The sequence below is a fragment of the Salinicola acroporae genome (assembly GCF_003206615.1).
In the GTDB taxonomy this organism is placed as follows: Bacteria; Pseudomonadota; Gammaproteobacteria; order Pseudomonadales; family Halomonadaceae; genus Salinicola; species Salinicola acroporae.
On sequence record NZ_PZJW01000006.1, the window covers coordinates 24,415 to 37,071 of the forward strand.

The 12,657-nt window shown below is 63.9% G+C and carries 5 protein-coding genes; 2 read left to right on the forward strand and 3 right to left on the reverse strand.

The features are described from left to right. The first annotated feature begins 45 nt into the window (after window positions 1–45). A complete protein-coding gene (locus DOM54_RS09520; protein WP_110716117.1) occupies window positions 46–7,515 on the forward strand; it encodes a carbohydrate-binding protein in 7,470 nt (2,489 codons plus the stop codon). Between the two features lie 47 nt (window positions 7,516–7,562). Here DOM54_RS09520 and holA read toward each other — a convergent pair whose 3' ends face one another. From holA to leuS, 3 genes are all read right to left on the reverse strand, one after another. Continuing rightward, entirely contained in the window at window positions 7,563–8,621 is a 1,059-nt protein-coding gene (holA, locus tag DOM54_RS09525; RefSeq protein WP_110716118.1) for a DNA polymerase III subunit delta, read from the reverse strand. After that, window positions 8,618–9,106, reverse strand: coding sequence for an LPS-assembly lipoprotein LptE (locus DOM54_RS09530; protein WP_110716119.1), 489 nt, complete (start codon window positions 9,104–9,106; stop codon window positions 8,618–8,620). Before DOM54_RS09530 ends, holA begins: the two co-directional genes overlap by 4 nt. Window positions 9,107–9,212: 106 nt before the next feature. Then, window positions 9,213–11,783: a leucine--tRNA ligase gene (gene leuS / locus DOM54_RS09535; RefSeq protein WP_110716120.1), complete on the reverse strand. Its 2,571-nt coding sequence runs from the start codon at window positions 11,781–11,783 to the stop codon at window positions 9,213–9,215. 238 nt (window positions 11,784–12,021) lie between these two features. Here leuS and DOM54_RS09540 point away from each other — a divergent pair, with 238 nt between their 5' ends. Beyond that, window positions 12,022–12,573, forward strand: coding sequence for a zinc ribbon-containing protein (locus tag DOM54_RS09540; RefSeq protein ID WP_110716121.1), 552 nt, complete (start codon window positions 12,022–12,024; stop codon window positions 12,571–12,573). Window positions 12,574–12,657 lie beyond the last annotated feature (84 nt).

The following is a 12,657-nucleotide window of genomic DNA, read 5'->3' on the forward strand; positions in this document are numbered from 1 at the left end:
GGACTCGTCACATAACCACCATCACAACGCGTAGGGGCTCTATACATGTTCACGTTATCCATCATCGATGCCCAGACCGGAGCTATCGTCGAGTCGCTGGCGCAGGGCGCGGCCGTGACTCGCGCCCTCCTTGGCGAGGACTACTGGCTCGAGGCGACGCCTATCGGCAGCAGCAGCTTCGACGCCAGCGATGTCGCGGCCGTCTCGCTGACGATAACCGACTCCACGGGCACTCCACTGGAATTGATGGCCACCGAGAGCCCCTACCGGTTTCTCCTGCCCTCGGATCTGGACCGGGGGCTGACCAATCTGATGCTGGATGCTCAGGACGACAACGGTCAGCTGCTGGCCGGGAGCGAGCAGTCGACCGATATCGAGATCGTCAACGAACAGGGGTGGTCGGGCGATGTCTTTACCTTGCAGGGTGAATCGCTGATACCCGACGATGGCGCCTCGGTCGCCGATACCGTGATTCGCGACTCGGCCAACCCTGAAACCACGGCGGCCGCCGGGCCCGATGGGTTGTGGAACGGCTCGAGCGGCCCGGGCTATCTCGACATGGGGGGACAGATCGGGGATGCCGCCTATTTCGAGGTGCAGGTCGAGACAGCCGGCACCTACGAGTTGGATGTCCGGTATGCCGGAAGTAGTGCGAGCGGCGCCTCGCGTCCGATGGCGGTGCTTGTCGATGGGGTCGCGCAGGGGAACTTGACGTTTCCCTCTACCGGCTCCGGCGTGGCGGGATGGGAGACCTGGCAGCACGCCACGCTGACCCTGAATCTGGAGAGCGGGGCCAATCTCATCCGCCTGCAGAACCTGGTGGGGGGTGGGCCCAATATCGATAGTCTGACGCTCACGGCGATAGCCGGAGACGATGGGCCGGCGTCGCTGATCATTCAGGCTGAGGATCCCGAACGGGTCTCCATCGTCGACAGCGGCTCCACCAGTAGCAGCGCACTGACACGAGTGGTGGATAGCGAGCACCCCGATGCGCTCGGCAACGTGGGAGCGGGGGCCTTGGGTGGGGGGTATGTCGATTTTGGCACCGACGCCGGGGATGCGGTCACCTTTCATGTCTCACCGGATGATGTCGGCGTCTATAACGCCACCATTCGTTATGTCAACGGCGGCACCGGCGATCGCCCGTTGTTGGTGTCAATCAATGGTGCTGAGCCGACCCTGGTGTCGTTTCCGCCGACGGGTTCCTGGTCCAACTGGAGCGAGGTCAGCATATCGGTACCTCTGTCGCAGGCAGACAACACGCTGACCTTGACGCTGCCGTCGGCCGCGCAGGGTGGCGTGGCCAATGGCCCCAATATCGATCAGATCGGCTTCGACTATGTCGAAGCGCTCCCGGCGGACCCCACACTGGTGTTCTCGATCGAAGGTGAGGCGTTGACGATCGACGACGGGTCATCAGCCGCCGATACCGTGGTACGCGACGCGAGTAACCCCGAGCCGACTGGTGGTGGAGCCGACCGGCTCTGGGGGGATTTTACCGGTACCGGTTATCTGGACATGGGCGGGCAGACCGGCGACGCAGGATCGTTCACGGTCAATGTCGCCAGTGCGGGGTCCTATCTGCTGACGATTCGCTACGCGGCAAGCGGTGCGAACGACCGGCCGATGGCGCTGTCGGTGGATGGCGATCTGCAGGGCACCATCGCTTTTCCGTCAACGGGACTCAGTAGCGCGGGCTGGGAGAACTGGACGGAGACCACGGTTCAGATCGAGCTCGGCGCCGGCGACAATCTGGTTCGGCTCGCCAACATCGGCAATCTCGGGCCCAACATCGACAATCTGTCGATTCATACGCTGCCGGACAGCGGCGGCGATCCGGTTCCGGAGCCGGGAGACAGGTTCGAGGTCAAGATCAATTTCCAGCCCGGCGGGGCGGCAACACCGGAGGGCTACATCGCCGATACCGGGCAAGCCTTCGGGCAGCAGGCCTTGCAGGTCAACGGGCAGACGTTCCAGTACGGTTGGGTAACCGCGGCATCGATCGCCGACGGCACCGCCAATGGCACGACGCCGATGGCGATCGCCGGGCAGGACGCCGATGCCCTCGGCAACCGTGGCGGTACGCTGCCCGGGGTCGACCCGCTGCAGGCGACCTATGCCGGATTCGACAAACCCGGATACAGCCAGGCCGCCGGCTGGGAGATCGAACTGGAAGACGGTTACTACGAGGTCACGATCTCCATCGGCGACAGCGGCGGCGCCTACGACAGCGTCAACCTCATCAACGCCGAGGGCGAAGCGTTCAACACGCCCTTCGCCTCGATGCGGCCGGACGGTTTCCCGGCGGACGGCGATCCCTCCGACGACAGCGATGGTTATCGCTCCAGTCTGGTCACGCGAATCGTGCAGGTGACCGATGGCCGCCTGACCCTGGATTCGATCGGCGTCGGCAGCGACAACACCGAGATCCAGTACATCGAGATCCAGTCCCTACCGGATCTGACGCCGGACGACGATCGTGAAGCCCCGGCGGACTATGCCTTCTTCACCGATCCCAGAGCGGTGGCCGGGGTCGGGCAGCAGCAGGTGGAGGTTCATCTCCAGGCCGACGATGGCACCCTGCCGGTCGGTATCGACCCTACTTCCGACTTCTTCATCGGTATCTCGGTCGTGGAAGGGCGCGGCGGTGCACTGCTGGAGAGTCTCAATGACGGTTCGGTGAAGCTCTTCAACACCGTGACCGGTGAGGCGGTGGCCTTCAACATCAACACCACTGGCGGCTTCGACTCGCTGACCATCTCGCCGGTGGAGGCGCTGGACGAGTACACCAGCTACACGTTGGTGATCGATGGCTTTCAGGACCGCGGCGACAACGAGGATCCCAGCGCCCCGACAAGGGAGTTCCAGAAGTTCACCACGACCTTCGTCACCGGCGCCGAACCTGTCGTCCAGGACAGCGAAGTGGGCTTCGATACGCACGTGGAGCTGAACGGCGCCGAAGACGGCGCCTATCTGTTCAGCTCCATTACCATGTCTCCCGACTACACCAAGATTTATGTCTCGACGCTGGGCGGCGAGGTCAAGCGATTCGACGTCGACCCCATCACCGGCGGGCTCTCCAACGAACAGACCCTGGCGCTGGACTATTTCCAGACCGATGCCGGCGCCCGCGGCATCGTCGGCCTGAGCTTCGATCCCACCGATCCCAACGTGCTGTGGGTGACCGACAACTATCCCATCCCGCTGACCGGGCGCGACAACGGTGTGCCGGACTTCAGCGGGCGAGTCAGCAAGATCACCATCGACGACACCGACGCGACGTTCTCCGGTTCGGCGGAAACCTATATCACCGGACTGCCGCGCTCCAACGGGGATCATGTCACCAATAGCCTGGTGTTCCACGCCAACCCGGCGTTCGATGCCGTGACCAACCCCGACGTGCCGCCTTATCTGATGTATGTCTCGCAAGGGGCCAATACCGCCATGGGGGGCGATGACAGCGCTTGGGGAAATCGTCCGGAGCGGCTGCTGAACGCGGGTGTGCTCGAGATAGACCCCTATCGCGATGCACCGGCGGGCGGCTTCGACGTGTCGACCGAGCCACTGCCGACGGACGGCTCCAATACCCGCTACGAGGACGACGATGGCGACCTCAAGAACGGTCCCATCGATATGGGGGGCGGCCAGTATCTGGTCTTTGCCGAGAACGGCACCGCGACGATGCAGGACGCCAACGGCAACGTACTGATCGACTATTACGATCCGTTCGCCCCGGACGCCGTGCTCAAGATCTACGCGACCGGCATTCGCAATGCCTACGATCTGGTCTGGCACTCGAACGGCAACCTGTACGCGCCGACCAACGGCTCCGCCGCCGGCGGTACCACGCCGGATGATCCCTCGACCGGCTATAACGAGGGGCTGATCAACGTCGGTATCGAGGACGACTGGCTGTTCCGCGTGGAGCAGGGCGGATATTACGGACATCCCAACCCGCTGCACGATGAGTACATCCTCAACGGCGGTAACCCGACCGCCGGCACCGATCCCAACGAGAAGGACGAGTACGTCGTCGGCACGAACCCCGACAGCAACTACCGACTCGACGACGCCTACTCCCTGGGCACCAATCGCTCGCCCAACGGGGCGATCGAATACACCAGCAACGTGTTCGGCGCAACGCTCGATGGCAGTCTGCTCTTCGTCGAATACTCCGGGGGCGACGATATTCGATGGATCTCGCTGGATGAGAACGGCAACGTGTCGAGCGACAACGTGCTACGGGACGTGAACGGCAATGTCATCAAGTATGTCGATCCGCTGGACATCATCGAGAACCCGCTGACTGGCCAGCTCTACCTCATGACCCTCAATCGCAGCACGGGTGAGAGCCAGGTCGTACGCCTGGATCCAGTGCCTGGCGATATCATTGATCCCGGTGAAGGAGATGTCGAATTGACCACTATTGCCACCATCCAGGCCGAGGACGAGTCCCTGGCCGTCATCGCCTCCGGCGCCGGTGCCCAGATCGTGATTCGTGATGGAGACACGCCGGAGCCCACCCCCACCAATCCACCCTACGGTATCCGGCCGGGCGCCTTCGGGATGGACGGCAATACCGACTATAGCGACGGCACCGTGGGCGGCTACGCCGATTTCGGTTCGACCACTGCCGATTTCATCACCTTCAACGTCGATGTGAGCGCCGCCGACGCTGGCGATGCAGTGCTCAGGGTGCGCTACGCCAACGGCGGGACGGGAAACCGGCCACTGGAAGTCTTCGTCAATGACGAGAGCGTGGGCATCTTCGCCTTTGCACCGCCGGTCGGCGTCAGCGGTAACGCGGCCTGGAACACCTGGCAGACGCTGGACATTCCGGCCGAGCTGCTGGCTGGTGCCAACTCGGTCCGTTTGCAGGCGATCACCAATACCGGCCCCAACATCGATCAACTGGAAGTCCTGATCGAGGACACGACCCCGGGTTACGCGGTTTACGAAGCCGAGACGGCAGTGCTGCAGGGCGGCGCCATCGTGGTGCCCGAGACCCAGACGGATCGCGACGCCTCCGGCTCCGGTTTCGTGGACTTCGTCGGCAGCGGTGACCAGAGCATCACCTGGAACGTGGATGTCGACCAGAGCGGTATCTACGAGGTGGCTTTCCGATACTCGCTGACCACGGGTAAAGCCGACCGTCCCTTGGGGTTGACGGTCAATGGCGTCAACTATCCGACCGTCAACTTCCCCGCGGAGAGCCAGACGGTGAGCGACTGGGTCTATCAGACCGTCGAGATGAACCTGACGAAAGGTAGCAACTCGATCACGGTGATCGCCCCCAACGGCGTCGGGCCGGACATCGATTCGCTGGAGGTGCCTGACGAGCCGCTGGCCAATGCCGGCAATGGCGAGATCAGTGTGGTCAGCACCGATCCGGCTTTCTTCAGCGACCGCATCGCCTTCAACTATCTCGAGGACAACGATGCCACCAGTTCCTCTCCGGTTCCCCGCGAGTACAAGGACAGTGGCTCGGTCATCATCACCAACAATGGCACCGGCGAGCTGTCGATCGGCAGTGTGACGCTGAGTGGCCCTTTCATGCTGGCGGACTCGGATGCGCTGGACGATCTCCGACTGGCACCGGGACAATCCGTCGAAGTGGGTGTGCTCTTCAATCGCGCCGCCTATACGCCACCGACCAGCAATGCTGCCGATGGCGTGTTCGAAGGGGTGATGACCATCACCTCCGACGACGTCGACCAGCCGGTGACCGAGATACAGCTGGCTGGCTTCTGGGCCGCACGGGACGAAGGTGGCTGGGAACCCAACCTCAACGAGATCTGGAGAGTGTTCGGTTTCGGCAATCACATCGATGGACTCTCGACGCTGGATGGTGGCGGCCAATCGGTATTGCAGAACTTCGATCTCTACCAGGCCGTCAACGACCAGGAAGTGCTATCTCGCTACTGGCAGATCGCCGACGGTGTCGAATCGGCAACCGTCACCCAACTGGCGGCATTGCACGGGTACAGCGGGGCGCTGCTGGCGCTGCACGCGCCTGGCGACAAGTCGGCCCGGACCGCGCTGAGCAATCACGATAGCCTCTACAGCCAGTCGTTCCTGCCGCAAGTTGCCAATGGCGACTACGCGACAGCGACTTTCAATCGAGGCCGGATCCCCGATGCCTGGGCCGGCGACGACATCTTCGGTATCTCGGTCGCCAACCTCTCGACCGATCCGTCGCTCAATCCATCCGGCGGCGGCACGCCGCCGGCGGAGGATGCCGGCATCGAACGTGGCTATACCGTACGCGTGTTCCAGGCCTATGACACCGCCGGTAACGCCATCGCCAACACCTATTTCGTGGCCATGGATTACACCGGGATCAACTACGACTATAACGACAACGTCTTCCTGATCGAGGGCATTCAGCCGGCAACCCGAACTCCCTTCAACGAGACCGGTACGCCATGGGCCGTCGATCAGGACGGGCTCACGCTGGATGCGGCGCTGTTCGACGAGGGCGCGCCTTACCTGACCTACGAAGATTCCAGCGAGGTCCAGATGGGTACCAATTTCCGCGAAGGCGGGGTGGACATTCGCGGCAATGGCGATGCCATCGGCTGGATCGAGAATGGGGAGTGGGTCGAATACACGCTGGAAGTGGACCAGGCCGGCGTCTACGACCTCTCTTTCCTCTCGGCGCTGGGGGCGCAGACCGGCGCGGCGCGATCGATCACGGCCACCTTCGACAACGGCGCCGGCGTGTACGAGGTCGCTACCATCGGTGTCGACTTCACGGGGGGATGGAACACCTTCGTCCCGACCGACAGCCAGCAGGTGGCGCTGGAAGCCGGTACCCAGACGCTGCGACTGACGTTCAACGGTGGCTCGCAGAACCTGGAGTCGTTCAGCCTCGCGCCCGCCGCCCAGTCTGCCTTCAACGCGTCGGGAACACCGTGGGCCGTCGAGGATGGGCTGACGTTGAACGCCGGGCTCTACGATGATGGCGGCGCCGAGGTTGCCTACCACGACAGCAGCGAGGAGCAGTTGGGCATCAATGCCAGGAACGAGGGGGTCGACCTGCGTGACAACGGCAATTCGATCGGCTGGATCGCCGACGGCGAGTGGGTGGAGTACACCATCGATGTCGCCGCTGCGGGGACTTATCAGCTCTCGTTTGCCGCTGCCACGATGTCCAACGGCCGCACCGTCACGGCCAGCGTCGAGCAGGACGGCGCCACCTATACCAGTGCCGCCCCCCATGCCGTGACCAATACCGGTGGATGGAGCAACTATCAGGCCAACAACGGCATCGAACTGGATCTTGCCGCCGGCGAGCAGACGCTCCGGCTGACGTTCAACGGGGGCGCGATGAACCTGCAGTCATTCACGCTGACCCCGGAGAACACGGTGGCGGCCGCTGCTCCGATGGCAACGAGGATGGCGAGCGAGGAGGATTCGAGCCTGATGCAGACCATGGCGTTCGACGGGGTTGTCTCCAGCGACGACGTCGCCGTGGCCGGTGTCGACCACCCGGATACGGTGGGTGTTGCCTGACGCGCCCCGGGCGCCGATCGGCCGGGCACTTGCCCGGCCTGCGGTGGCTAGCCTGACCGGTAGGCGTGGGGCATCTCGGCCAGAATGCCGCGACCGCCGGACAGGGTGAGGGCTAGATCCTGGAGACAGTCCCAGATGGGGAGCGCAATGGCTCCCTTGATGGCCAGGTCGATACGCTGGGAGAACAGCAGCAGTTTGTGCAGGCGTCGTTGCGGCAGCCGTTTGAGTGCCTGTTGATAGCCGGGACGGCGCTTCTCGGGAATCATCGGTCGTTGAGCCTTGCAGGCGTGTTCCAGGCTCTGGCCCTGATCCAGGTGCTGGAAGATCGACAGCAGAATTCTCAGCTCTCGCGTCAGCGCCCATAGGATGACGGGCGCCTCGACCCCTTCCTGACGCAGGCCGCGGACGATCCGCACGACCCGGTCGCGATCGCCCTTCAGGCAGGCATCGGAAAGCGTGAAGACGTTGTATCGCGCGCTACTCTCCACCCCGCTGGCGATGGCGGCGGCATCGAGGCGGGCATTCGGGGGCAGCAGCAATGCCAGTTTCTGCAGCTCCTGGTCGGCGGCGAGCAGGTTGCCTTCGGTGCGCTCGCCGAGAAGGCGGGCCGCCTCCATGTCCATGCTGAAACCATAGCGATTGGCTCGGTCGCGCATCCAGAACCCCAGGCGTTGGTGATCCACCGGCCATACCGGAACGAAAAGCCCCAGCTTGTCGAGCGTCTTGAACCACTTGCTCGACTGCGCCTTGCGATCGAGTCGCTGACTGGAGAGCAGCAGTATGTTGCCGCTGTCGCCGGCCTGCTCGGCGTAGGCCTCGAGCGCCTTGCCGCCTTCTTGACCGGGGGACTGTCCTCCGAGGCGCAGTTCGATCAGCTTGCTCGAAGTGAACAGCGAGAGACTGGATGCGGACTCCAGCAACTGCGTCCACTGAAAGCCGGACTCGACGTGCATGACTTCCCGCTCCTCGACGCCTCGCTCACGGGCGACGCGGCGAACGGCATCGCACGCCTCGAGGTGTATCAGCGGCTCATCTCCGGCGATCACCACCACTGGCGGCAGGCGCTTGTTGAGCGACTCTTCCAGCTTGTCGGGAAAGACCTTCATGGTGTCTCGAGTGCGTCCAGCCGATCGATCAACTGAGTGGCCGCGTCGCGTCGCAACTGCTCGATGGCGTCGGTGCGTGCCTCCTCACCGGAATAGATGTCATCGGTGGAGAGCAGCACCGTCGTCGACACTTCGAGCTGCTGCTGATTGAGCAGGTAGGCGCTGTCCGAGACACGCTGTACCGAGAACGGGGCGGTCAGGGTGATCGAGGTCTCCCGGCTGCCGGAATCGGATCGCGTCAGTCGATTCTCGCCGATCCTTTCGTCGCCGAGGTTGAGGCGCAGGTCGGCATTCTCGACCACCCGCGTGCCAGCGCTCTTGAGCGAGCGGCGGACTTCCTCGCTGAACGGGGAGATGTTGGCGTTGAGGCTCAGCTCCTGGATGCCCAGAGCCGGCTGATGCAGTCCACGGAGCTGGAAGCCGCAGCCGGCCAGTACGGTCAGCGATACGGCCATCAGGCCGGCCAGAGCGGTGCGACGCATCATGAAAAGCTCCTGTTTGCATGGCGGCACTGCTCTCGCAGTGCCGGATAGGGCTCGGTGTCGCCCCGTGGGGGCAGCCGACGCTATCGGGATAGCAGCCGGCGACACTTCAGTTGGCAACGATATTGACCAGTTTACCGGGAACGACGATCACCTTGCGCACGGTCTTGCCTTCGATATGACGCTGGACGTTCTCCTCGGCCAGGGCCATGGACTCCACGCTGGCCTTGTCTGCGTCGGCAGGCACGTCGAGACGCGCCCGCAGCTTGCCGTTGACCTGCACCACCAGTTCCACGCTGGCCTTGACCAGGGCGTCCGCGTCCACCGTCGGCCAGGCCGCGTCGATGACCGGCTCCTGATGCCCCAGTGACAGCCACAGGGCATGACAGGCATGCGGTGCGATCGGCGCCAGCAGCAAGACGCAGGCTTCGATGGCTTCGCGGGTGACGGCGAGACCCTGCGGCGAGGTGTCGTCGAAACGTCCCAGCGCGTTGGTCAGCTCCATCACCGCGGCGATGGCGGTATTGAAGGTGGTCCGGCGGCCGATGTCGTCCCCGGCCTTGGCGATGGTTTCGTGGGTCTTGCGACGCAGGTCCTTCTGGGTGTCGTTCAGCTTGCCGATTTCCAGCGGCACCGGCGTTCCGGTCGCGAGGTGATCGGCGACCAGTTTCCACAGCCGCTTGAGGAAACGATGCGCCCCCTCGACGCCGGAATCCGACCACTCCAGGGATTGCTCCGGCGGGGCGGCGAACATCATGAACAGGCGCACGGTATCGGCGCCGAAGCGATCGATCATCGCCTGCGGGTCGACGCCGTTGTTCTTCGACTTGGACATCTTCTCGATGCCGCCCATCTCGACCGGCTCGCCGTCGCTGGACAACCTGGCCCGGATCGGCCGGCCCTTGTCGTCACGTTCGACCTCGACATCGGCCGGGTTGAACCACTCCTTGCCGCCATTCGCGGTGTCGCGATAGAAGGTCTCGGCGATCACCATCCCTTGGGTCAGCAGACGCTGAAACGGCTCGTCGCTGTGGACCAGCCCCTCGTCGCGCATCAGCTTGTGGAAGAAGCGGGCGTAGAGCAGGTGCAGGATCGCGTGTTCGATACCGCCGATGTAGAGATCCACCGGCAGCCAGTAGTCGGCACGCTCGTCGAGCATCGCTTGCGGGTTGTCGGCACAGCAGAAACGGGCGTAGTACCAGGACGACTCCATGAAGGTGTCGAAGGTATCGGTTTCCCGCGTCCAGCCGTCCCCGAGGTCGTAGAATGCCGGCATCTTCTTCAGCGGCGAGCCGGAGGCGTCGACCTCGACCTCCAGCGGCAGCGCCACCGGCAGTTCGTCGTCGGTCAGCGGCACGGTCTGGCCCTCGGGGCCGTACTTGACCGGGATCGGCGCGCCCCAGTAGCGCTGGCGGGCGACGCCCCAGTCGCGCAGGCGGTAGTTGATCTTGGTCTTGCCACGGCCGAGCGATTCCAGCCTGGCCGCGATGGCATCGAACGCGGCTTCGAAGTCGAGCCCATCGAACTCGCCGGAGTTGATCAGGTTGCCGTGCTCGGCGAAGGCGGCGGCGGAAAGATCCGGTGCCTGTCCCTCGGCGTCGGCGATGACGGGCTCGATCGGCAGCGCGTACTTGGTGGCGAACTCCCAGTCGCGCTGGTCGTGGGCGGGCACGGCCATGACGGCGCCGGTGCCGTACTCCATCAGCACGAAGTTGGCGACGAAGATCGGCACTCGGCGCCCGGTCAGCGGATGAATGGCCTGGAAACCGGTATCGCGGCCACGCTTCTCCATGGTCGCCAGCTCGGCTTCGGAGTTGCCACCCTGCTGGCACTCGAGCAGGAACTCGGCCATGGCCGGATCGCCCTCGGCGGCCAGCTTGGCCAGCGGATGGCCGGCGGCGACGGCGACGTAGGTCACACCGAACAGGGTGTCGGGGCGCGTGGTGTAGACATCGAGGTGCTGGTCGAGACCGTCGACGTCGAAGGAGAGCTCGACGCCGCGGGATCTGCCGATCCAGTTGCGCTGCATGGTCTTGACCTGCTCGGGCCACTCGACCTCGTCGAGATCGGCCAGCAGTTCATCGGCGTAGTCGGTGATCTTGAGGAACCACAGCGGGATCTCCTTGCGCTCGACCCGAGCGCCGGAACGCCAGCCGCGGCCATCGATCACCTGCTCGTTGGCGAGTACGGTCTGGTCGACCGGGTCCCAGTTGACCGTGGACATCTTCTTGTAGACGACGCCTTTCTCCACCAGCTTGGCGAAGAACCACTGCTCCCAGCGGTAGTAGTCGACGTCGCAGGTGGCGAACTCGCGGTTCCAGTCGTAGGCGAAGCCGAGCGCCTTGAGCTGACCACGCATGTAGTCGATGTTCTCGTAGGTCCACTTGCCCGGCGCGACGCGATTCTTGATCGCCGCATTCTCGGCGGGCATGCCGAAAGCGTCCCAGCCCATCGGCTGCAGCACGTTCTTGCCCTGCATGCGCTGGAAGCGCGTCACCACGTCGCCGATGGTGTAGTTGCGCACATGGCCCATGTGTAGCTTGCCGCTGGGATAAGGGAACATCGACAGGCAGTAGAACTTCTCGCGCGCCGAGTCCTCGACGGCCTTGAAGCTCTGATGCTGGTTCCAGTATTGCTGGGCGGCGTTTTCGATCGCTTGCGGGTTGTACTGTGCGTCCATCGGTTCGGTCAGGCACCTTGCGTTCGGCGTGTGGGAGCGCCAGAGTCCCCGCGAAAAGCTATACTCATCGCAGACGAAAAGCGCGGGGCCGGCTTGATTTTTCAGGCCCACAAGCATACCCCAGACCCGCTGTTGCAGGTAGGGTCTGGGGGCGAGGCGCTTGCAACGAGGTTCTGCAGCATGCAGCACGGAGTTCGATCGACATCGAATTCCGCCAACGCCAGAGAAGGGGATAGCCATGGATGAGCAACAGTCACGACCCGAATCGCGTTCGCGGCTCAGTGAGGCCTACGAACGTATCCTGACTCGCCTCAAGGATGGCGGCGGGGAACTCTCCTGGGAGAGCTTTCAGCACGAACTCGACGAGGCGGTGGCGTTCGAGTCCGAGTTCGAGGAGTTCACCAAGGACGAGATGGCACTGCTCAGGGCCTGGGTCGAGCGCGACATGCGCGACTTCCGCCAGTTCCTTGCCAAGGGGGGCGAGGGTGTCGCGACCTGGCTGGGCATCGATCTCGACGTGTTGTCGCGCCGGGTCAGCGAGGCGCTGTTCTCGATCGCCGATCGCACCACCATCGATCGGGAACGCTTCGATGACGACCTCGAGGCGGCCCGTGCCGACTATACGGCCGGCGAGGTGGCGCTGCCGGGGCGCATGAGCTGCGTCCACTGTGGCGCGGTGGTCCTGCTCGATCAGGTGTCGCGGCTGGATGCGTGTCACGCCTGCGGCCACCGCTACTTCCAGCGTGATTCGGGCGCCGCTCGGACCGAATCCGATCCGGGGCAGCCGTAACGGGCGATCACCGACGGCTGGCGCGAAGCCGGAGATGCCGGGGAACATTCGGCATCGACATAAGTCGTAACGGCATTCCACGCT

What these genes read in the sequence shown, in the direction of transcription:
- DOM54_RS09540 (WP_110716121.1), top strand. Translation starts at nt 12,022, where the DNA reads ATGGATGAGCAACAGTCACGACCCGAATCGCGTTCGCGGCTCAGTGAG.
- holA (WP_110716118.1), bottom strand. Translation starts at nt 8,621, where the DNA reads ATGAAGGTCTTTCCCGACAAGCTGGAAGAGTCGCTCAACAAGCGCCTG.
- DOM54_RS09530 (WP_110716119.1), bottom strand. Translation starts at nt 9,106, where the DNA reads ATGATGCGTCGCACCGCTCTGGCCGGCCTGATGGCCGTATCGCTGACC.
- DOM54_RS09520 (WP_110716117.1), top strand. Translation starts at nt 46, where the DNA reads ATGTTCACGTTATCCATCATCGATGCCCAGACCGGAGCTATCGTCGAG.
- leuS (WP_110716120.1), bottom strand. Translation starts at nt 11,783, where the DNA reads ATGGACGCACAGTACAACCCGCAAGCGATCGAAAACGCCGCCCAGCAA.